This is a genomic window from Streptomyces sp. NPDC048600 (genome assembly GCF_055587025.1).
The window spans coordinates 390740-412030 of sequence record NZ_JBVJGZ010000002.1 but is presented as its reverse complement, the minus strand read 5'-3'; the positions used below and the strand labels follow the sequence as shown (position 1 = coordinate 412030).

The 21291-nt window shown below is 72.8% G+C and carries 18 protein-coding genes and 2 pseudogenes; 15 read left to right on the top strand and 5 right to left on the bottom strand.

Translation table 11 applies throughout. The features are described from left to right. Window positions 1-69 precede the first annotated feature (69 nt). Window positions 70-1242: an acyl-CoA dehydrogenase family protein gene (locus ACZ6SQ_RS04030; protein WP_469556621.1), complete on the top strand. Its 1173-nt coding sequence runs from the start codon at window positions 70-72 to the stop codon at window positions 1240-1242. A 40-nt stretch (window positions 1243-1282) separates the two neighbouring features. Here ACZ6SQ_RS04030 and ACZ6SQ_RS04025 read toward each other — a convergent pair whose 3' ends face one another. Continuing rightward, window positions 1283-1720: a cell division protein SepF gene (locus ACZ6SQ_RS04025; protein WP_386376974.1), complete on the bottom strand. Its 438-nt coding sequence runs from the start codon at window positions 1718-1720 to the stop codon at window positions 1283-1285. A 347-nt stretch (window positions 1721-2067) separates the two neighbouring features. Between ACZ6SQ_RS04025 and ACZ6SQ_RS04020 the strand changes: the two genes are divergently transcribed. The 7 genes and pseudogenes from ACZ6SQ_RS04020 (at window position 2068) to ACZ6SQ_RS03990 (ending at window position 8145) form a co-directional block, all read left to right on the top strand. After that, window positions 2068-3249: a DUF5685 family protein gene (locus ACZ6SQ_RS04020; protein WP_469556528.1), complete on the top strand. Its 1182-nt coding sequence runs from the start codon at window positions 2068-2070 to the stop codon at window positions 3247-3249. A gap of 386 nt (window positions 3250-3635) precedes the next feature. Next, window positions 3636-3803: a hypothetical protein gene (locus ACZ6SQ_RS04015; RefSeq protein WP_469556525.1), complete on the top strand. Its 168-nt coding sequence runs from the start codon at window positions 3636-3638 to the stop codon at window positions 3801-3803. Beyond that, a pseudogene (locus ACZ6SQ_RS04010) lies at window positions 3800-4459 on the top strand (FAD/NAD(P)-binding protein). The gene ACZ6SQ_RS04015 and the pseudogene ACZ6SQ_RS04010 overlap by 4 nt, the downstream one beginning before the upstream one ends. Window positions 4460-4584: 125 nt before the next feature. Further along, the gene (locus ACZ6SQ_RS04005; protein WP_469556522.1) at window positions 4585-5397 is read left to right on the top strand and encodes an LLM class oxidoreductase; all 813 of its coding nucleotides are present in this window, start codon (window positions 4585-4587) and stop codon (window positions 5395-5397) included. After that, window positions 5394-6227 carry a DUF1684 domain-containing protein gene (locus ACZ6SQ_RS04000; RefSeq protein WP_469556519.1) on the top strand — a complete coding sequence of 278 codons (834 nt, stop codon included), beginning with the start codon at window positions 5394-5396 and terminating at the stop codon, window positions 6225-6227. Before ACZ6SQ_RS04005 ends, ACZ6SQ_RS04000 begins: the two co-directional genes overlap by 4 nt. 203 nt (window positions 6228-6430) lie before the next feature. Continuing rightward, on the top strand, window positions 6431-7333 hold the full coding sequence (locus ACZ6SQ_RS03995; RefSeq protein ID WP_389326129.1) for a S1 family peptidase: 903 nt from the start codon (window positions 6431-6433) through the stop codon (window positions 7331-7333). Between the two features lie 134 nt (window positions 7334-7467). After that, window positions 7468-8145 (top strand): hypothetical protein, encoded by a 678-nt coding sequence (locus ACZ6SQ_RS03990; protein ID WP_469556515.1) that lies wholly within the window; start codon window positions 7468-7470, stop codon window positions 8143-8145. A gap of 85 nt (window positions 8146-8230) precedes the next feature. Here ACZ6SQ_RS03990 and ACZ6SQ_RS03985 read toward each other — a convergent pair whose 3' ends face one another. Then, window positions 8231-9109 (bottom strand): alpha/beta fold hydrolase, encoded by an 879-nt coding sequence (locus tag ACZ6SQ_RS03985; protein ID WP_469556512.1) that lies wholly within the window; start codon window positions 9107-9109, stop codon window positions 8231-8233. A gap of 402 nt (window positions 9110-9511) precedes the next feature. Here ACZ6SQ_RS03985 and ACZ6SQ_RS03980 point away from each other — a divergent pair, with 402 nt between their 5' ends. The 4 genes from ACZ6SQ_RS03980 (at window position 9512) to ACZ6SQ_RS03965 (ending at window position 16697) form a co-directional block, all read left to right on the top strand. Further along, window positions 9512-10594 carry a S1 family peptidase gene (locus ACZ6SQ_RS03980; protein ID WP_469556510.1) on the top strand — a complete coding sequence of 361 codons (1083 nt, stop codon included), beginning with the start codon at window positions 9512-9514 and terminating at the stop codon, window positions 10592-10594. A gap of 225 nt (window positions 10595-10819) precedes the next feature. Continuing rightward, window positions 10820-14317, top strand: a complete 3498-nt coding sequence (locus ACZ6SQ_RS03975; RefSeq protein WP_469556507.1) for a DNA polymerase III subunit alpha — start codon at window positions 10820-10822, stop codon at window positions 14315-14317. Then, the gene (locus ACZ6SQ_RS03970) at window positions 14314-15288 is read left to right on the top strand and encodes a DNA polymerase Y family protein (RefSeq protein WP_469556505.1); all 975 of its coding nucleotides are present in this window, start codon (window positions 14314-14316) and stop codon (window positions 15286-15288) included. Before ACZ6SQ_RS03975 ends, ACZ6SQ_RS03970 begins: the two co-directional genes overlap by 4 nt. A 542-nt stretch (window positions 15289-15830) precedes the next feature. Next, entirely contained in the window at window positions 15831-16697 is an 867-nt protein-coding gene (locus ACZ6SQ_RS03965; RefSeq protein WP_469556503.1) for an esterase/lipase family protein, read from the top strand. A gap of 90 nt (window positions 16698-16787) precedes the next feature. Here the strand turns inward: ACZ6SQ_RS03965 and ACZ6SQ_RS03960 are convergent, their stop codons facing one another. Then, window positions 16788-17819 carry a lytic polysaccharide monooxygenase auxiliary activity family 9 protein gene (locus tag ACZ6SQ_RS03960; protein WP_469556500.1) on the bottom strand — a complete coding sequence of 344 codons (1032 nt, stop codon included), beginning with the start codon at window positions 17817-17819 and terminating at the stop codon, window positions 16788-16790. A 144-nt stretch (window positions 17820-17963) separates the two neighbouring features. On the opposite strand from ACZ6SQ_RS03960, the gene ACZ6SQ_RS03955 reads away from it, so the two are divergent. Next, window positions 17964-18413, top strand: a complete 450-nt coding sequence (locus ACZ6SQ_RS03955) for a GNAT family N-acetyltransferase (protein ID WP_469556498.1) — start codon at window positions 17964-17966, stop codon at window positions 18411-18413. A 288-nt stretch (window positions 18414-18701) separates the two neighbouring features. Then, window positions 18702-19316, top strand: a pseudogene (locus ACZ6SQ_RS03950) (class I SAM-dependent methyltransferase). A gap of 4 nt (window positions 19317-19320) precedes the next feature. Here the strand turns inward: ACZ6SQ_RS03950 and ACZ6SQ_RS03945 are convergent. Beyond that, a complete protein-coding gene (locus tag ACZ6SQ_RS03945) occupies window positions 19321-19824 on the bottom strand; it encodes a ribonuclease FAU-1 family protein (protein ID WP_469556495.1) in 504 nt (167 codons plus the stop codon). Further along, complete coding sequence (locus tag ACZ6SQ_RS03940) at window positions 19805-20734, bottom strand: GNAT family N-acetyltransferase (protein WP_469556493.1); 930 nt, start codon at window positions 20732-20734, stop codon at window positions 19805-19807. Before ACZ6SQ_RS03940 ends, ACZ6SQ_RS03945 begins: the two co-directional genes overlap by 20 nt. 72 nt (window positions 20735-20806) lie before the next feature. Here ACZ6SQ_RS03940 and ACZ6SQ_RS03935 point away from each other — a divergent pair, with 72 nt between their 5' ends. Continuing rightward, window positions 20807-21178 (top strand): GntR family transcriptional regulator, encoded by a 372-nt coding sequence (locus tag ACZ6SQ_RS03935; protein ID WP_469556491.1) that lies wholly within the window; start codon window positions 20807-20809, stop codon window positions 21176-21178. The last annotated feature ends 113 nt before the right edge of the window (window positions 21179-21291 follow it).

The window sequence follows — 21291 nt, the reverse complement described above, 5'->3', positions numbered from 1 at the left end:
GCGTCTGGCCGTCGCTGTTGTTAGCGGTGCTAGTTTCCCGCGTCGGAAGGTGTTGCCGTGTCCTCGAAGTTGCCTGCGTTCGATCCGGCCGATCCGCTGGGGATCGACGACCTGCTCGATGCCGAGGATCTTGCCGTGCGGGACACCGTGCGGCGGTGGGCCTCGGAGCGGGTGCTCCCGTACGTCGCCGACTGGTACGAGCGGGGGGAACTGCCGCAGATCCGGGAGCTGGCCAAGGAGCTGGGCGGCATCGGGGCGCTCGGGATGTCCCTCCAGGGGTACGGGTGCGCCGGGGCGACCGCCGTGCAGTACGGACTGGCCTGTCTGGAGCTGGAGGCCGCCGACTCCGGCATCCGCTCCCTGGTCTCCGTGCAGGGCTCGCTCGCGATGTACGCCGTCCACCGCTTCGGCAGCGAGGAGCAGAAGCAGACCTGGCTGCCGCGGATGGCCGCCGGTGAGGTCATCGGATGCTTCGGGCTGACCGAGCCCGACGTCGGTTCCGACCCGGCCTCCATGCGGACCCACGCCAAGCGCGACGGCACCGACTGGGTGCTGAACGGCCGCAAGATGTGGATCACCAACGGAACCGTCGCCGGGGTCGCCGTGGTGTGGGCGCAGACCGAGGACGGCATCCGCGGGTTCGTCGTACCGACCGACAGTCCCGGGTTCTCCGCGCCCGAGATCAAGCACAAGTGGTCGCTGCGGGCGTCCGTCACCAGCGAACTGGTCATGGACGACGTGCGGCTGCCCGCCGACGCCGTGCTGCCGGAGGGCACGGGGCTGCGCGGCCCGCTCAGCTGTCTCTCGCACGCCCGCTACGGCATCGTGTGGGGCGCGATGGGCGCGGCCAGGTCGAGCTTCGAGGCCGCGGTCGAGTACGCGAAGTCGAGGGAGCAGTTCGGGCGGCCGATCGGCGGGTTCCAGCTGACCCAGGCCAAGCTCGCCGACATGGCGGTCGAACTGCACAAGGGGATCCTGCTCGCCCACCACCTGGGAAGGCGTATGGATGCCGGCCGCCTGCGTCCCGAGCAGGTCAGCTTCGGCAAGCTCAACAACGTGAGGGAAGCGATCGAGATCTGCCGTACGGCCCGGACGATCCTCGGGGCCAACGGGATCTCGCTGGAGTACCCCGTGATGCGGCACGCGACCAACCTGGAGTCGGTCCTCACCTACGAGGGCACCGTCGAGATGCATCAGCTCGTGCTGGGGAAGGCGCTCACCGGCCTCGACGCCTTCCGGTGAACCCCCGAGCGGGGGCAGGGCCGGTGTGAACGGCCCTGCCTCAGCTCTGGTTGAAGAAACCGTCGCCCCGATGCGCGGCCGGCTCGCCGCTGACGATCTCCGTGTTGGCCGGGGTCAGCAGGAACACCCGGGTGGACACCCGCTCGATCGAGCCGCGCAGCCCGAAGATCAGGCCGGCCGCGAAGTCGACGACGCGCTTGGCGTCGGACGGCTCCATGGCCGTGAGATTCATGATGACCGGGACGCCTTCCCGGAACAGTTCGCCGATGGCGCGGGCGTCCCGGAAGCTGTCCGGGGTGACCGTGCCGATCCGGCGGCCCTTCTCCTCGGCCGTGTCCGTGGCCACCTTCACCCGCGGGTCCGTGACCCAGGCGTCCGCGGAGTCGTTCCCCTCGTAGGTGTCGTCGTCGTAGTAGCGCTCGTCATCGTTGTCGTCGACGAGGCCGAGCCACGCACTCGCCTTGCGCACCGATCCCATGGACGCCTCCTCTCACAGCGGTCTTCTTCTGCTTTCCGCAATCCCTATGGTCATCCATGATGCGGACGAAGCGCCAAGTGGATAGACGCCGCGCGGGGGGTTTGTGACGGTACTGGTGCACAGCCGATCCGTCGAGAGCCCTGTTCCCCCAAGGGTCGTGACGCATATGGCTGCTGACTGTGAGTGAAATATGATTCTTCACGGCACACGAGTGAATGACGGTGCGTACGGGTGAACGGACCGCACCGGGGGAGGCCCTCGCGGCCCGACGATCGGCCGATACGATCGGGCCACTCGGCTCGTTGTCGACGCCGTGTCAAACGTCGTACGCATCACGGGGGATCGTCGTGTTCGGAATCGTCAGGCCATGCCGTCATCGCCTCGGTGAACGGCTGAAGACCCAGTGGATGGCCCACTTGTGCGGGCTGTGCCTGGCGCTGCGCAAGGACCATGGGCAGTTCGCCCGGATTGTCACGAATTACGACGGTTTGCTGGTCTCGGTTCTGACGGAGGCTCAGGCACCTCGGGAGCGGGCCGAGGGCTGGCGGCGCACGGCCGGACCCTGCCCCCTGCGCGGTATGCGCACCGCCTCCGTGGCCCAGGGCGAGGGTGCCCGGCTCGCCGCCGCCGTGTCGCTGGTGCTCGCCTCGGCCAAGGTGCGCGACCACATGGCCGACGGGGACGGGCTGCTGGCGCGGGCCCCCGTGGCCGTCGCCGCGCGCCGGGTCGCCGCGAGTTGGGGACGGGCGGGAGCCCGTAGCGGATCGGCGGTCGGCTTCGACACCGCCGTGCTCGTCGACGCCGTGGACCGGCAGACCGGGCTGGAGGCGCTGGCCGGGCCCGGTACCCCGATCCTCACCGTCACCGAGCCGACCGAGACCGCCACGGCGGCCGCCTTCGCGCACACCGCCGTCCTCGCCGGGCGGCCGGGCAACGCCGAGCCGCTCGCCGAGGCGGGGCGGCTGTTCGGACGTCTCGCGCATCTGCTGGACGCGGTGGAGGACCGGGAGGCCGACGCCGCGTCGGGCGCGTGGAACCCACTCGCGGCGACGGGGACCTCGCTGGACGAGGCCCGGCGGCTCGCCGACGACGCCGTGCACGGCATCCGGCTGGCGCTGCGGGAGGCCGATTTCAGCGACGCCAAGCTGGCCCACCGGCTGCTCGTGCACGAGTTGGCGGCCTCCGTCGACCGCGCCTTCGGGACCGTCGCCTGCGCGCACGGGCCCTCGCTGTACGGGCCGCCGCCGTCGGGGCCCTACGGGCCGCCCGGCGGTCCGGGCGCGCCCCTGCCGCCGCAGCCGCCGCACCGCGACCGGCGTGGACTGCTGGCCGGATGCGCGGTGTGGGCCGGGCTCGCCTGCACCTGCCAGATGTGCTGCGGCACGTACGAGGACCCCTGGACGCGTCAGCCCAAGGACGGGCTGTGCTCCAACTGCGACTGTTCCAACTGCTGCGACTGCTGTGAATGCTGCAACTGCTGTGGTGAGGACTGCGGGTGCAGCGGGTGCGACTGCGGCTGCAACTGCTGAGGGCGACGAACGCGTGAGGGGAGGGGCGCGTGTGTGTGAAGGCGTGAGCGGGGAGCGCGTGACGCGTCCCGCCTCAGGTGGATGAGCCCCGCGTCGGACGGGGGCGGGCAGGGGGTCGGCTCAACAGGAACAGGACCACACTCGACCGAAGTCGATGTGGGAGCGCGTGACCAGCCACTGCTGTGGATGCATGGGGCAAGTGGAACAGCTCGCCGATGATGCGTCAACCACGGTGAGACGTAGTGCTCACACTCCGGACAGCCTTGACAGCGAGGGGAAACGGCCCCGTAGTCTCGGCGGACGGCCCTGCTGAGGGGCTCGGCCGTGTCGCGCCGTACGGCGCCGCCGTGTGAAGGAATCCATCCATCGCGCCATGGAGCCTTCGCATGCCTTCCGACCCCCTCGCCCAAGTCCCCACGGCGGCCGACCACTCCGAGGACGCCGCGACCGCACCGCGGATCGTGTCGCGTCACCGGACCGCCGCCGCCCTCCTTCCGCCGGGTCCCGCCGTCGGCTCCGGCCGCCACGCCGTCCGCCCGGGGGCCTCGCGATGAGATCCTCGCCGGTGATCGTGGGGGCCGGGCCGCGGGGCAGCGGAGTGCTGGAGCGGATCGCCTGCCAACGCGCCGCTTCCGTACACCGGTTCGGGGCTCGACATCCATCTCGTCGACCCGCACCCGCCGGGCGCCGGCCGGACCTGGCGCGAGGCGCAGTCGCCGCCGCTGTGGATGAACTCGCACGCCGAGGACATCACCATGTTCACCGACGACACGGATCTCGCCTCCGGGCCGCCCGGCCCCCGGCTGCGGCAGATGCTCGCGCTGTCGCGGGCCGGGGTGCTGCGGTTCGTCGGCGCGGACATGGCGGTGGCCGCCGAGGGCGGGCTGTTCCGGGCGTCCAGTCCCACGGTGTCCGGTGCGGTGACCGAGGCCCGCGCGCCGGTCGAGGCGCTGCTGCGGGAGCTGTACGCCGACGGGGCGACCGCCCCCCGGACGGGCTGCCGGCCGTCGCCCCCGCCGACGGGCGGGTGCTGGACCGTGGCGGGCGCCCGCGTCCTCGGCGGTTCGCGCTCGGGCCGCACACCGACGCCCGCGGCTCGGGCGCCTTCACCCGGCCGCGCACCGGCGGCCCGGCGTTCCGGCCGAACGACACCACCGCGCGGTCCGTGCCGGCCTTCCTCGCGGAGCCGGCCGGGAGGGCCGTGGCGTAGGGGGACGGGCCGGGCCACCAGGGCCCTTCTGACGGATCTCCGTGGCTCCGGCCGGTGGGGCCGTCTGCCGTCCAAGACGCCCGCCGAGCAGGGCGTTTCGCTCTCTGACGAAAGGGTTCTTCCGGATGACCTCCCCGTACGGACGAGGGATGCTCCACCTGGCCGCCGCGCTGGACCCCGGCGCGGAGTCCTGTACCGAGGCGGTGCGGCTCGCCGAGCGTGGCGGGCTGGACTTCGTGACGCTCGCCGGCCCGGACGCGCCGTCCGCACTGTCGCGCGCGGCCGCGCTCACCGGCCGGATCGGGCTGGTGGCCGAGGCCGCCGCGGGCGCGGCTGCGTACGGCCGCGCGGGTCTGCTCGTCGAGGAACCGCAGGCGCGGGCGAGCCCGCCGACCGAGGCGCCGGACCCGCACCGGCGTACGGCGGAGGCGTCCGTGCTCGTCGTCGATGCCGGGCCGGGGCGAGGGGACTTGGGGTTCGCCGCCCGGTACGCCGACGTGGCGCTGGTACGGGCCGCCGGGGCGGCGCAGGCACGCGCGGCGCGCGGGGAACTGCGCCGGGCCGCCGCCGAGTCCGGGCGCGACCCCGACACACTGCGCGTACTGGCGAGCCTGCGGATCGACCTCGGCGGCGGCGAGCACGCGGCCGAGCCCGGCCACGGCGGGGGCGGCCCCCGGCACACCGCGCAGGGCCCGCTCTACCGCGGCGGCCCCGTCGACCTCGCGGAGCTGATCGCCCTCTGGCACACCGAGGGCGCCGCCGACGGGTTCCATGTCACGCCCGTCGAACCGCTGCGCGACCTGGAACGGTTCGTCAACGCCACGGTCGCCCTGCTCCAGCACCGCGGACTGTTCCGCACCTTCTATCCCGGCGGCACGCTCCGCGAACACCTGGGCCTGCCGCACTCCGTGAACACCATGGAAAGGTCGATCACATGACGACGGACGCGGCGCACGACTGGAAGCAGTGGCACGAACACCGGCTGGAGACGGTGGCGGCGCCCCATGGTCCGCTCTCGCTCACAGGCACCCATTGGCTGGAGGACTATCCGGAGGGTCGACTTCCGGACATTCCCGGGGCCTGGCGGGCCGACGGGGACGGTGTGGTGCTGACCGCCACCGCGCGGGACTCGCTGACCGTGGACGGGGGACCCCTCACCGGAGAGGTGCGCCTCGCGGCCGACACCGGCGCGGCGGCCGTCTCCCGGGTGGCGCTGGGGGACCGCCGACTGGTCGTGCTGGTGCGCGAAGGGGTTTGGGGGATAAGGGACTTCGACCCGAAGTCCGAGGCCAGGCGGGCCTTCGGGGGCATCGAGGCCACGCCGTACGACCCGCGCTGGGCGGTGCCGGGGCGCTTCACGCCGTACGGCACGGGCCGGACCGTGCGGGTGGTGAACGCGGACGGGCGCGAGCGCGGGCTCGGGCTCGGCGGTGAGCTGTCCTTCGCGTTGGACGGGGAGGAGTTCACGCTGCAGGTGAGCGTGGAGGGCGACGGTTCGCTGTGGGCGGTGTTCGCCGACGCCACCAGCGGCGTGAGCAGCCATCGCTTCCGGTTCCTGCGGCCGGAGGCGCCGGACGCCGAGGGCCGTACGTCGGTCGACCTCAACCGGGCTCTGCTGCCGCCCTGCGCCTTCGCCGACCACTTCATCTGCCCCTTCCCGCCGCCCGGCAACACCCTGCGTGCGGCGGTCGCGGCGGGGGAGCGGAACCTGCGCCGATCCGGTCCCCGGGGGCTGCGGCGGCCCGGTCCGCGGCCGCCCTGTCCCTGATGGACGCGCGTGGACGGCGGGACAGTTGAAAGCCGCACGGCCGAAAGGTGCCCTTGCGCCGATCGGCCGCGCGGCCGAATACTCCCCCCACAAGCGCTTGTCAGGGACACGGCATTTCCGGGATCCGGAAAGCTGTCCCCGACTGCGCCTCACGGGCCCCGACCCCACGCGGGCCCCCGACTTCCTTTGTGGAGGAACGACAAGTGAGGATCAAGCGCACCACTCCCCGCAGCGGCGTTTCGAGACGGACCCGGCTGACCGCCGTCACCGCCGGACTCGTGGCCGCTGCCGCGATCGCGATCCCCAACGCGAACGCGTCCGGCGCCACCACCTTCAGCACGAGCGAGCTCAAGGGCGTCTCCGACGCGGTGCTCGAGGCAGATGTCCCAGGTACCGCCTGGGCCGTCGACGCCAAGACCAACCGTGTCGTGCTGACCGCCGACAGCACGGTCTCCCAGGCCGAGCTGGCGAAGATCAAGAAGCAGGCCGGGGCCGACGCCGGCGCGATCACCGTCAAGCGCACCCCGGGCAAGTTCAACAAGCTCATCAAGGGCGGCGACGCCATCTACGCGACGAGCTGGCGCTGTTCGCTGGGCTTCAACGTCCGCAGCGGCAGCACCTACTACTTCCTGACCGCGGGCCACTGCACCGACGGCGCCGGCACCTGGTACTCCAACTCCGGACGTACCACGGTCCTCGGCCCCACGGCCGGATCGAGCTTCCCGACCAACGACTACGGGATCGTCCGCTACAGCAACACGTCGATCACCAAGTCCGGGACCGCGGGCAGCGTGGACATCACCAGCGCCGCCACCCCGAGCGTGGGCACCAACGTGATCCGTACCGGCTCCACCACCGGTACGCACACCGGACGGGTCACCGCGCTCAACGCGACCGTCAACTACGGTGGCGGCGACGTCGTCTACGGCATGATCCAGACCACGGTCTGCGCCGAGCCCGGCGACTCCGGCGGCCCGCTCTACGGCAGCAACGGTGTGGCCTACGGCCTGACCTCCGGCGGCAGCGGCAACTGCTCCTCCGGCGGGACGACCTTCTTCCAGCCGGTCACCGAGGCCCTGAGCGCGTACGGCGTCAGCGTCTTCTGATCCCGCACCGCCCCGCTCACCGCTGAACGACGGGCCCCCGCGCGCCGACTGCCGCGCGGGGGCCCGCTGTTGTCAGCGACAGCGGGCGGGGAGATGATCGTCCCGGCACGGCTTTCACGGGGGAGGGACGACGGGTGGACTTCGACGACCGGCAACGGCGGGTGCGGCGCAGCCCGTTGCTGTTCGTGGCGCCGCTCGTCCTGCTGATCGCGCTGACACTGATCCTGCTGTGGGAGATCGTCCGCTCCAACGTGACCGGCGACCTGGCCCGCGACTGGCCCTGGCGGCTGCGGCTGATGGACATGAACCCGCTGGGCAGCCTGCTGGCGGTGGCGCTCGCCGCCGTGTTCGGGCGGGCGCAGTACGGGCGGACCGTACGGCCCGCCCTCGGCTGGACCTCCTCCTGGACGGACGGGGACCTCGGACCCGAGGAGCCGGGCTGGCGGGTGGACCTGCTGAACGGCGGCTCGCAGCCCTCGGTGGTGGAGCGGGTGGACTACTGCTTCGTGCCGCGCGGCGGCCGGCCCACCGAGTGGACCGACCACGCCGGGCTGCTCCGGGCCCTCGCCGATCAGGGCCTGATCGCCGGCAAGGACTACTACCTGCGGCTCACCGGCGCGGGGTTCCCCCTCGGCGGCAACCCGATGCGGGCGGGGACCTACGGCGAGCGCTTCGTCGACGAGATCGACCAGCTGCGGATGCGGCTGCGGGTCGGCGACGGTGTGGGCGACAGCCATGAGCGGGTGATGGACCTGATGCGGGGTGCCCGCAACGAGCGGCCCGGTACCGGCTCCCCGGCGGCGGGTTCCTGAGCCGTTCAGGCGACGCCCGGCGCGCTCTGCCCGGAGACCGGACAGCCGGCGACCCGGCATCCGTCCCCCGGCGGTCGGCCTCGGATCATGACGACGCCGGCTCCGGGCAGAGCCAGTCCAGTACCGCGGGCAGCGCGGGGATCGCTCCGAAGTGCCCGGCGTCCGGGTCCAGGACGGGGCGGGCCCGCGGGATGCGGTCGGCCAGCCAGCCGAAGTGGCCCACCGGGGAGAAGGTGTCCTGCGCGCCGTGCCACAGCAGGACCGGCCGGGTGATGACGGCCGGGTCGAAGCCCCAGCTGCTCAGCAGCGCGAGGTTGTCGTCGAGCCAGCCGTACGCCGAGGTGCGCAGGGCCTCGCGGTAGCCGCGCAGCAGCATGTCCGTGACGGCCGGGTCGGCCACGATCCGCCGGTCGGAGTCGGTGAGCCCGTCGCGCAGGGACACCAGGAGCTGCGCGGGGTCGCTGCGGATGTCCGCGGCGCGGGCGGCGAGCCGTTCGGCGAAGGCGACCGGGTCGGTGAGGGCCCGGGTGTAGTCCTCGGCGTTGGAACGGGTCATCCCGGCGAACCAGTTCAGGTCCGGCGCGTCCGGTGGCGCCAGGGACACCAGCGCCGCCGCCCGTCGCACCCGGGAGGGCAGCAGCGCGGCGCAGGCCAGGGCGTGCGGGGCGCCGCCCGAGCGGCCGAGGACGGCGAACCGGCCGAGTCCGAGGTGGTCGGCCAGTTCCGCCACGTCCCTGGCGGCGTCGGCCACCCGGCGCCCGGCCCTGCGGTCCGAACCTCCGTACCCGGGGCGGTCGTAGGCGATGAACCGCACCCCGGGGCGGGCGTCCAGGACGTCCCGCGGCGCCACGCCGAAGCGGCAGCCCGGGGTGCCGTGCAGCAGCACGACCGGGCTGCCGTCGGGGTCGCCGTACTCCTCGACCGTGAGCCATCGGCCGTCCCGCAGCCGTACGCCGTCGACCACCTGTGTCCTCCCTCTCCCCGTCGCGGCTGTCCCCGCGTCGCCTCCGAAGTACACACCCCGGACGGGCCCGAGGGGGACCCCGGGTTCCCGCGGAGGGGGTACGGCAACTGCCCCCGGCCGCCGTGGAGTCGATATCAGGCCAGGCCTAGACCTCACGGTCCGGCACGAGTTACTCGCGCGTAGTGTTTGCAGTGCGAATGTTCTGTGAACGCTCGGTGGGGCGGCCGTGGAAGTGCTGGTGGGCGCAGGGGGCCAGGGCGCACGGCAGTTGCCGCACGCGCGTCCTGAAGTCGACCTTGTGTGCTCCCTGTGGGGTTCGGAAGAGTAGCTGCCCGTCAACCGGCCTTCCGGTCCACGAGGTCCCCACGGCCTGTGGACCGACCCCCCACAGGAGGACATGAGTTGAAGCACCGACGCATACCCAGGCGGCGGGCTGCCGCGGCAGGTGCGGGTATCGCCGCACTGGTGGTCGCGGGTGTCACCTTCCAGAGTGCGAACGCCAGCGAGTCCCCGGACACCGTCCAGCCGAAGACCCTCTCGGCGCCCGCGGCCGGAAAGCTCGCCACGCTGCTCGGCCAGGACCTCGGCGCCGACGCGGCAGGCACGTACTACGACGCCCGGGCGAAGAACCTGGTCGTCAACGTCCTCGACGAGGCTGCCGCGCAGGCCGTCGAGGAAGCCGGCGCCAAGGCGCGGATCGTCGAGAACTCCCTCGCCGAACTGAAGAGCGCCCGCACCACGCTCCGGCAGGACGCGACCATCCCGGGCACCGCCTGGGTGACCGACCCGACGACCAACAAGGTCGTCGTCACCGCCGACCGCACCGTCTCCGACGCCGAGTGGGCGCAGCTCACCGAGGTCGTGCAGGGGCTCGGGCAGACGGCCGAACTCCAGCGCACCAAGGGTGAGTTCAAGGCCTTCGTCGCGGGCGGCGACGCCATCACCGACGGCAGCGGCCGCTGTTCGCTCGGCTTCAACGTGGTCAAGGGCGGCGAGCCGTTCTTCCTGACCGCGGGCCACTGCACCGAGTCCATCACCACCTGGTCGGACTCCTCCGGCAAGGAGATCGGCACCAACGAGACGTCCAGCTTCCCGGACAACGACTACGGCCTGGTCAAGTACACGGCCGAGGTCGACCACCCGAGCGAGGTGAACCTCTACAACGGCTCCACGCAGGCGATCAGCGGCGCGGCGGACGCCACCGTCGGCATGGAGGTCACCCGCAGCGGTTCGACCACCCAGGTCCACTCGGGCAAGGTCACCGGCCTGGACGCCACCGTCAACTACGGCAACGGCGACATCGTCAACGGCCTCATCCAGACCGACGTGTGCGCCGAGCCGGGCGACAGTGGAGGCTCGCTGTTCTCCGGCGACAAGGCGGTCGGGCTGACCTCGGGCGGCAGCGGCGACTGCACCTCCGGCGGGGAGACCTTCTTCCAGCCGGTGACCGAGGCGCTGTCGGCGACGGGCACCCAGATCGGCTGACCGCCCCTTCCGCGTCGGCCTGCGGCCTCACCCCGGGACCTCGGTCCCCGGGGTGAGGCCGTTCGCACGTCGCTGCCGCAGCGCCGGCCGGGCCCGGTGGTGGTGGGCGTTTACGCAGGTGGGAGGCGCCCGGACGGTTGTCGTACATGTGTTCGGGTTTTGGTCTATGGTGGGGGTGAGCAGGTTGGGAACGAGTGTTCGATTGTGTGATGGCGGGAGGTGCGGATGCCGGGCTTCACGCATCTGCACACCGTCTCCGGGTTCTCCCTGCGCTACGGCGCCTCGCATCCGGAGCGGCTGGCCGAGCGCGCCTCGGAACGGGGCATGGACGCCCTCGCCCTCACCGACCGCGACACCGTCGCCGGCGCGGTCCGCTTCGCCAAGGCCTGCGCCGGGGCGGGCGTCCGTCCGCTGTTCGGGGCGGACCTCGCGGTGGCCCCGCCCGGGCCGGTCCGCGCCGACGGCTCCACGCGGCGTACGGGGAGCCCCGCCGGCCGGGCGGAGCCGACCTCCTCGGAGCGGCGGCGCACCCCCGTGCGCGGCGGCGCCTTCGTCGACGAGTCGGCCCCGCGCGTCACCTTCCTCGCCCGCGACGGCGCCCGCGGCTGGGCCGACCTGTGCCGGCTCGTCACCACGGCCCACCAGGGCGAGGGCCCCCCGGTGCTGCCCTGGTCCGGCAACCACGCCGACGGCCTGACCGTCCTGCTCGGCCCCGACTCCGACGTCGGCCGCGCCCTCGCCGCCGGCCGGCCCGACCGCGCCGCCGTACTGCTCGCCCCCTGGCGCGAGGTCTACGGCGACGCCCTGCGGCTGGAGGCCGTCTGGCACGGCCGTGACGGCACCGGCCCCGGCTCGCTGCGCCTCGCCGCCCGCACCGTGGGCTTCGCCGCCGAGCAGCGGATCCGGCCGGTGCTCAGCAACGCCGTACGGTACGCCGACCCCGGGCAAGGGCCGGTCGCCGACGTGCTGGACGCCGCCCGCCGGCTGGTCCCCATCGACCCGGCCAGGGAACTGGACTCCGGCGAGGCCTGGCTGAAGGACGCCGGTGCCATGCTGGGCGCGGCCGAGCGGATCGTCGAGGCCGCGGGCTTCCGCCGGGACACCGCGCACCGGCTGCTGGAGCAGACCCGGGCCACGGCCGCCGAGTGCCTGGTCGACCCCGAGGACCACCTCGGCATGGGCAGCGTCCACTTCCCCGAGCCGCATCTGGTCGGCGCGGGCCGCCGCACCGCCCAGCGGGCGCTCGCCTCCCGCGCGGTGGCGGGCATGGTGCGCAGCGGCCACGCCGGCCGGCGCGCCTACTGGGAACGGATGCACCACGAGCTGGACATCATCGCCCACCACGGCTTCGCCTCCTACTTCCTGACGGTCGCCCAAGTGGTGGACGACGTCAGGGAGATGGGCATCCGGGTGGCCGCGCGCGGCTCCGGCGCGGGCTCCCTGGTCAACCATCTCCTCGGCATCGCGCACGCCGACCCCGTCGAGCACGGGCTGCTCATGGAGCGCTTCCTGTCCAAGGAGCGGATCGTGCTGCCCGACATCGACATCGACGTGGAGTCCGCGCGCCGGCTGGAGGTCTACCGGGCGATCATCGGCAGGTTCGGCGCCGAACGGGTCGCCACCGTCGCGATGCCGGAGACCTACCGGGTGCGCCACGCGATCCGGGACGTCGGCGCGGCCCTGTCCATGGACCCCGCCGACATCGACCGGATCGCCAAGTCCTTCCCGCACATCCGCGCCCGGGACGCCCGCGCGGCCCTGGAGGAACTGCCCGAGCTGAAGCAGCTCGCGGGGGAGCGGGAGCGGTACGGCAGGCTGTGGGACCTGGTCGAGTCGCTCGACGCGCTGCCGCGCGGGGTCGCCATGCACCCGTGCGGGGTGCTCCTGTCCGACGCCTCCCTGCTCACCCGTACGCCGGTGATGCCGACCAGCGGCGAGGGGTTCCCCATGTCCCAGTTCGACAAGGACGACGTGGAGGACCTCGGGCTGCTCAAGCTGGACGTGCTGGGCGTGCGGATGCAGTCGGCGATGGCGCACGCGGTCGCCGAGGTGGCGCGGACCACGGGCGAGCGGATCGACCTGGACGCGGTGGAGCCGGGCGACCCGGCGACGTACCGGCTCATCCGTTCCACCGAGACCCTGGGCTGCTTCCAGATCGAGTCGCCGGGCCAGCGGGACCTGGTGGGGCGGTTGCAGCCGGCCACCTTCCACGACCTCGTGGTCGACATCTCCCTCTTCCGGCCCGGCCCGGTCGCCGCCGACATGGTGCGGCCGTTCATCGAGGCCCGGCACGGGCGGGCGCCGGTGCGCTCCCCGCACCCGGACCTGGACGAGGCGCTGCGCGACACCTACGGGGTCGTGGTCTTCCACGAGCAGATCATCGACATCGTGGCGGTGATGACCGGCTGCGGACGCGGTGAGGCCGACCGGGTGCGGCGCGGGCTGTCCGACCCGGAGTCGCAGGGGCGGATCAAGGTGTGGTTCGCCCAGCACGCGGCGGCTCGCGGCTATGACGCAGAAACGATTCAGCGGACCTGGGAGATCGTCGAGGCCTTCGGCTCCTACGGCTTCTGCAAGGCGCACGCGGTCGCCTTCGCCGTGCCGACCTACCAGTCGGCCTGGCTGAAGGCGCATCACCCGGCCGCCTTCTACGCGGGGCTGCTCACGCACGACCCCGGGATGTACCCCAAGCGGCTGCTGCTCGCGGACGCGCGGCGGCGGGGCGTGCCGGTGCTGCCGCTGGACGTCAACGCGTCCGGGGTCGCCCACCGTATCGAACTGGTGTCCGACTCCAAGGGGTCGCGGATCTGGGGGCTGCGGCTCGCGCTCTCCGACGTGCACGGCATCGGCGAGGCCGAGGCGGCCCGGATCGCCGACGGGCAGCCGTACGCCTCCCTGCTGGACTTCTGGGAACGGGCCCGGCCGAGCCGCCCGGTGGCCGGACGGCTCGCCCAGGTCGGCGCGCTGGACGCCTTCGGCGCCAACCGGCGTGATCTGCAGCTGCATCTGACCGAGCTGCACCGGGGCGCCCGGGGCAGAGGCGCGGGCGGCGGACAGCTCCCCCTGGCGGGAGGCCGCAGGACCGCGCCCGCCGGACTGCCCGACCTCTCCGAGACGGAGAGGCTCAGCGCCGAACTGGGCGTCCTCTCCATGGACGTCTCCCGCAACCTCATGGACGACCACCGCGCCTTCCTCGACGAACTCGGCGTGGTCTCGGCACGCCGGCTGCGCGAGGCCCGGCACGGGGAGACCGTGCTGGTCGCGGGCGCCAAGGCGGCCACCCAGACACCGCCGATCCGCTCCGGCAAGCGGGTCATCTTCAGCACCCTGGACGACGGCACCGGCCTGGTCGACCTCGCCTTCTTCGACGACTCCCACGACGCCTGCGCCCACACCGTCTTCCACTCCTGGCTGCTGCTGGTGCGCGGAGTGGTGCAGCGGCGCGGCCCGCGCAGCCTCAGCGTGGTGGGCGCCGCCGCGTGGAACCTCGCCGAACTGACCGAACTACGCGCCCGGGGCGGGCTCGACGAGGTCGCCGCCCGGCTGGCGGAGCCCGCGCCCGTCGGCCCGGCCGAGGACCCGACACACGGCCGGCGCATCCAGCTGCCGACCGGATACGAGATGCACCCGTGGGCCGATCTGCGCCCGGCGGGCCAGGAGGCCTCACAAGGGCCCTCCACCGCAAGGAAGTTGTGGCACCAGAGTCCGGGGAGTGCGGGATGACCATCCTCTGCGTACGTTTCCAGCTGCCGCCGATGTACGAGGCCGCCCTGCCGGGGCTGCTCGGACTGCTGGAGGAGTTCACGCCGGTCGTCGAGGCCCTGCCGCCGGACGGGGCGCTGGTCGATCTGGGCGGCGCCGAACGCTACTTCGGGCGCGACGCGATGGAACTGGCCTCGGTGATCCGGGTGCGGGCGCTCGCGCTGCACGGTGTCGACTGCGTGATCGGCGCCGGGCCGGGCCCGATGCTGGCGCGGATGGCGCTGCGCGAGGCCCGGCCCGGGGTGACCCGCGCGGTGTCCGCCGACACCGCCCGGGAGTTCCTCGCCGGACAGCCCGTCGTCGCGCTGCCCGGCGTGGGCCCGTCGACCGCCCGTGTCCTGGACGAGTACGGCCTCGACACCCTCGGCCGGGTCGCCGCCGCGCCCCTGTCCACGCTCCAGCGGCTGGTCGGGGCGCGGGCCGGCCGTGAGCTGCACCAGAAGGCGGGCGGTGTCGACCGGAGCCGGGTCGTCCCGAACGCCGTCTCCCGGTCCTTCGCCGTCGAACGGCCCTTCCCCCTGGACGAGCTGGACCCCGCGCGGCACCGGCGGGCGCTGCTCTCCGCCGCGGAGGAACTGGGCGCACGGTTGCGCGCGGTGGACAAGGTCAGCCGCACCCTGACCCTGACCGTGCGTTATGCCGACCGCTCGGCCACCACGCGCAGCCGCACGCTCAAGGAGCCGACCGCGCACTCGGTGGAGCTGACCCGGGTGGCGTACGGCCTCCATGAAGCGCTCGGTCTTCAGCGGGCCCGGGTGCGGGCGGTCGTACTGCGGGCGGAGGGCCTCGTCTCCGCCGAACGGGCGTCCCGTCAGCTCACCTTCGACCCTGTCGACGAGAAGGTCCGCCGCATCGAGGAGGTCGCGGACCGCGCACGGGCGAAGTTCGGGGCACGGGCGGTGATGCCGGGGGCGCTCAGCGGGGCCGCCTGAGAAGGGCGTCGCTGTCAACCCCCCTTCGTATACGTCAGTTGGCCCAGGGGGGCGTGAGGCGGGTCCCGTCAGCCACCCACACCTCCAGACCGCCGAAGGCGGCGCCCCAGGCAGGGGCGCGGGGCTGTGCCGGCTCTCCGGCCACCGCCGCATGGGCGCAACCGCCCCTCCTTTTGGGGGCGCGGGGAACTGCGCGAACGACCACGACGAACCCGCAGACGTAAACGAACCCGCACGTCTTCAGGGGCGCGGGGAACTGCGCGAACAGCCACGACGAACCCGCGGACGCAAACGCACCCGCACACCCCGAGCCGGCAGGCGTCCCGCGTCGGGAGCCGGACGGGAGAGGACGGTGGGCCACCACATGGCTCGTGTCAACTGGAGCGCCGCCGGAGGCTGATTAGCGCCGGAAGTTTTTACTGACGCGTAACTTCCCTCTTTGGCTACTCGTTCGTAACTTGACGAGTGAACAGCATCCCGTGATCCGGATCACAGGGCGTAAGGCCGTCGCCAATTCCCTTGAGCCGCAAGGAGATCACCCGATGCTGCCCTGGAAGCGCCTGCTCAGAACCGTCTCCGCGCTGCTGCTGACCGCCGCGGTCGCCACCGTCCCCGCCGCCACCGCGGCCCACGCGGAGACCGCCACCACCAGTAGTGGCTGGAACGACTACAACTGCAAGCCGTCCGCCGCCCACCCCCGCCCCGTCGTGCTGGTCCACGGCACGCTCGGCAACTCCATCGACAACTGGCTCGGTCTCGCCCCGTATCTGACCCACCGGGGCTACTGCGTCTTCTCCCTCGACTACGGCCAGCTGCCCGGCGTCCCGTTCTTCTACGGACTCGGCCCCATCGACAAGTCGGCGGAGCAGCTCAACGCCTTTGTCGACAAGGTGCTCGCGGCGACCGGCGCGGCGAAGGCGGACCTCGTCGGGCACTCGCAGGGCGGCATGATGCCCCGCTACTACCTCAAGTTCCTCGGTGGCGCGGCCGAGGTGAACGCCCTGGTGGGCATCGCCCCCGACAACCACGGCACCACCCTGAACGGGCTGACCCATCTGCTGCCGTACTTCCCCGGCGCCCGGGACCTGCTCACCGCCGCCACGCCCGGCCTCGCCGACCAGATCGCCGGATCGCCCTTCCTGACCAAGCTCAACCAGGGCGGCGACACCGTGCCCGGCGTGCGCTACACCGTCATCGCCACCAAGTACGACGAGGTGGTCACGCCGTACGGCAGCGGCTGGCTGCAGGGACCGAACGTGCGCAACGTGCTGCTCCAGGACCTGTGTCCGCTCGATCTGTCGGAGCACCTGGCGATCGCGCTGTTCGACCGGATCGCCTTCCACGAGGTGGCCAACGCGCTCGACCCGGGTCGTGCCACCCCGACCACCTGCGCGTCGGTGTTCAGTTGACGTGCGCCGGGGCCTGACCGGCCTGAGCCGCCGGTCGGGCCCCGGAGATCGTGCGGTGCGCGGGCGGCTGCCCGGCACCCGCCGGCCGGGTCAGTTCCCGGGCCGGCCCGCGGTCGCCGTGCGCCGCCGCGCCGTGGCGAACAGCGCGGCCGAGCCCAGCGCGAGAGCGCCCGCCCCGCTCATCGCGATGAGCGCCGTGCGCGAGTCACCGCCGGTCTCGGCGAGATTCTGCCCGCCCTCGGCGAGCTTCTCCCCGGCACCGGCCGCCTTCGGCTCGTTGGCCGCGGAGTCGTCCCGCGCGGCCTCGGCGCCCGGGGTGCCTTCGGCGTCCTGCCCGTCGGCGACCGGCTCGGCGGAGGTGTGCGCGTCGTCGTCGCCGTGGCCGTGGTTCTCCACGGCCGATTCGTCGGCACCGTCCTCGATCTGCTGCTCGGAGGGCGCGGAGGCGCTCGGCGCGGGCTGCGACGGGGCGGACCGGGAACCGCCGAAGTCGACGTCGGAGCAGGAGTAGAAGGCCTCGGGGCTGTCCGAGCGCTGCCACACGGCGTACAGCAGCTGGCGGCCCGAGCGCTCGGGGAGCGTGCCGGAGAACGTGTAGAAGCCGCCCGACGCGGCCGGGTTCGTCACCGTGGCCACCGGGTCGGCCAGATCCAGGTCGCCCCAGGCCAGCGGCTTGGTCGGGTCGTAACCGGCCTTCGTCAGATAGACCTTGAAGGTGCCGCGGTGCGGGGCCGTCACGCGGTACTTGAAGGTGTACGAGCCGGCCTTCACGCTCGTGGCCGGCCAGTCGGCGCGGGCCAGGTCCAGGCCCTTGAACTCCTCGCTGCCGGCGCTGCACAGCTCGCCGTCGCGGATCAACTCCTGGTGGCGCCCGGCCGCGTCGCCTATGCGGATGCCGTTCCAGTCGTAGAGCGCCTGCGTGCCGCCCGCCGCGACAGCCGCCTTGCAGGCCGCCGACCGCGGGTTCTCCGGACCCTCCGCGTAGCACTGCGCGACCCGGCTGACCGGGTCGCCCATCGAGCCGTGCGCTGACGCGGGCGCGGCGGCGAGCGCGGTCAGGGCGAGCGGAACCGCACCGAGAGCGGTGACGGTGGCGGCGGCTTTCAGACGGCGTGCGGACATCGGTGATCTCCTCCAAGTGGGGGCGGCGATCAGAAGCTAGCCCCACAACACCGGGAAATCGCCTGCGTACGGCCCCCGACGGAGATCCTTATGGCGCCGTTAAGGAAGTGCTCAGGCTGCGATGAGGTGCGTACCGTTCGGGCCATGAACCACGACGAGATCCGGCCCGCCGGGGCCGACGACGTCCCGGCCGTGAAGGCCGTCACCGACGCCGCCTTCAGCCCCTACATCGAGCGCATCGGGGTGATGCCCAGGCCCATGGAGGCGGACCACACGGCGGACGTGGCCGCGGGGAGGGTGTTCGTGACGGGCGACCCCGTCGTCGGTCTCGTCGTCCTGGAGGCGTACGAGGACCACTTGTTCCTGGACAGCATCGCCGTCCACCCGGACTCCCATGGACAGGGCGTGGGCGGACGGCTGCTGCGCTTCGTCGAGGCACGCGCGCGTGCGCTGGGTCTGCGGGAGATCAGGCTCTACACGAACGTGATGATGTGGGAGAACCAGAAGATCTACCCGAAGTACGGTTACGAGGTCGTGGGGCGCCACGCGGACGGCCCGTACGCCCGCGTCCACTACCGCAAGGTGCTGGACTGACCGGGGTTCCTCACGGGCCTTCCGGCCACCAGGTCCTGGCGATGTCTCTCCTGACCTCCGGGCGCTCCGTAGGTCGTTCCTCGGCTTCCTCACGAACGCGGCGGGATTCCGTCCGCTTCAGGGGCTTTCGCACTGTCTCTCGGCGCATGGCTGCCTCCTTCAGTGCCTACCGAATTCCCGTGTTGTCACGGCGGTAGACCCTTTCGCCGAGAGTTCCTCATCGCGACGTCTCTGTCAGTGGCGCCCGTCACCCTCCGGACTGTCAGTGGCTGCTGGCACTCTGTGGTGATGACCGAGAACAGTGACCGTGCGATCACGGTGAGTGTCGACTGGGACGCCTAGGCGGCGGCCTTCGACGACGAGCCCGACCATGGCCTGCGCGACCCCGACGTACGCCTCGCCTGGGCCCGCCGCCTGCGCGAATGGCTTCCGCCGGCCCCGGCCGACCTCCTCGACCTCGGCTGCGGCACGGGCAGTCTCTCGCTGCTCGCGGCCGAGCAGGGGCACCGGGTGACGGGGGTCGACAGCTCTCGAGCGATGGTCGAGCGGGCCCGGACCAAACTTGCAGGGCGTGACGCGGCGTTCCTGACCGGTGACGCGGCCGAGCCACCGGTCGGGGAGCAGCTCTACGACGTGGTGCTCGTCCGGCATGTGCTGTGGACCCTGCCCCGTCCCGGCCGCGCCCTGCGCCGGTGGCGTTCGCTGCTGCGGCCGGGAGGCCGGATGGTGCTGGTGGAGGGCGTGTGGGGCACGCTCTCCCCGGTCGGCATCCCCGCCGCGCGGCTCACCGCCCTCCTCGCCCCCGTCGCCACGGGGCTTCGGGTGGAGCGGCTGTCGGACGACGCCGCGCTGTGGGGGAGAGCGGTGAGCGACGAGCGGTACGCGGTGGTGGCGACCGTGTGACGGGTCAGCCGAGCAGCGCCTCCAGGCCGCCCGCCGTCCTCGCCGACGCCTCCAGGGCGTCGAGGGCGGCCACGGCCTCGGACGCCGCCCGGGGGTCCCTCGCCGCCAGGCCGCTCTCCTCGAACTCGTCCTCGTCCAGACGGCGTACGTCCGTGCCGTCGGCGGAGCACCACAGGTCCAGGTCCAGGTCCTCCACGACGAGTTCGGTCCCGGTGAGGGCGGCGGGGCGGGTGATGTCGCAGTACCAGCCCTTGAGTTCGCCGGAGGCGGCCCGGACCTCCTTCACCGAGTACCAGCGGTCGCGCCAGTAGTGCTCGGTGAAGACGTCGCCGGGCTCGAAGCGGACGAAGCCGAAGTCGCGGACCCCCGCCCCGGCCCAGGCGGCGCGGACGGTGACGCGGGTGCCGTCGTCGGACAGCAGCTCCGCCGGGTAACGGATCTTGGTGCGGCCCGCCTTGAGCAGGACCACGTCCACCTCGGGGGCGGAGTCAGCCGAGTTCGCGGACATGACGCACCTCCGTAGCGCACACCTCGTAGCCGAACCACTTGTTGATCGCCAGCATCGGGTCGTTGCCGGTGTCGTTGCCCGTGAAGGCCTGCGTGTACCCCGCCGCGCGGGCGCGGTGCAGCGAGTGGTTCTTCACCAGCTTGGCCAGGCCCCGGCCGCGGTGTGCGCGGGCCGTGCCGGTCATTCCACTGCCGTAGCGGCGGGCGCCGTCCGTGCGGGCAGCGGTGAAGGCCGCCGGGCGCCCGTCGGCCACCGCGACGACGGACAGTTCGAGGTCGTTGAGCGGATGCCGCCAGGTCTCCGCAAGCCAGGCCTCGTAGTCGGTGAGTTCGGCGCCCGCGTCGCTGGGCTCGTCCGACACGGTCTCCGCGTCCAGCGCGAACAGCGCGCGTGGATCGTCCGCGAAGTCGGCGGCGGTGCGCAGTTCGACGCCGGGCGGGGGGTCCTGGAGCGGCGGCAGCGTGCCGTTCGCCAGGTCCAGCCGCAGGAAGTGCGCCGACCGGCTCGCGCGATAGCCGTGCCGCTCGGCGAACGCCCGGTTGCCGGGCCCTTCCAGCACCCAGGACAGCAGCCGGGTCGCGCCCTGGGCCGCGAGGTGCTCCTCCGCCGCGCGCACCAGCAGCGAACCGGCACCGCGGCCGGTGCGGTCCGGGTGCACGTACACATTGACGAACCCCTGGCCCGGGTCCGGGCTGTCGTGGATCAGGCCGACCTGCGCGGAGCCGATGATCTCGCCTTCCTCCTCGGCGACGAGCGGACGGTAGCGGGCGGCCGGAGAGAAGTGCGCCAGGTCGTGCGCGAGGGAGTCCGCGGTGATCAGATAGAAGGGGAGAGCAGCGTGTCTGACGGCGGCGAAGCCCTCCAGATCGGCTCGGGTCTGTGGGTGGATCTCGCGCACGATGACGTTCATGGAGCCGCACGTTACGTGGGCCGTGCATCCGGGTGCCGCTCATTTTTCCCGCGGGTACGGGACAATCGGGCTGTGACCTTGAAGATCCACATCGATGACAGCGGCGTACCGCCCTACGAGCAGGTGCGGGCGCAGATCTCCGAGCTGGCGCGGGCCGGGACGCTGCCGGTGGGGTACCGGCTGCCGACGGTCCGCGGGCTCGCCGAGTCGCTGGGGCTCGCGGCGAACACCGTCGCGAAGGCCTACCGGGTGCTGGAGGGCGACGGGGTGATCGAGACCCGGGGGCGCAACGGCACGTTCGTCGCCGCCGCGGGCTCCGCCGTGGAGAAGGAACTTGCCTCGGAGGGCCGGGCGTTCGCGGAGCGCGCCCACCGGCTCGGGGCGTCGCAGGAGGAGGCCCTCGCCGCCGTGCGCGACGCCCTGCGGGCGGTCTACGGGCACTAGGGCCCTTGTGGGGGGGGGTCGCCTAGGGGTAGAGGACACACCGCCAAAGGACCCACCACCCAGAGGGGAGACACAAAAGCGCCCCACACCCCGCCCCTCAAAAACACGACAGA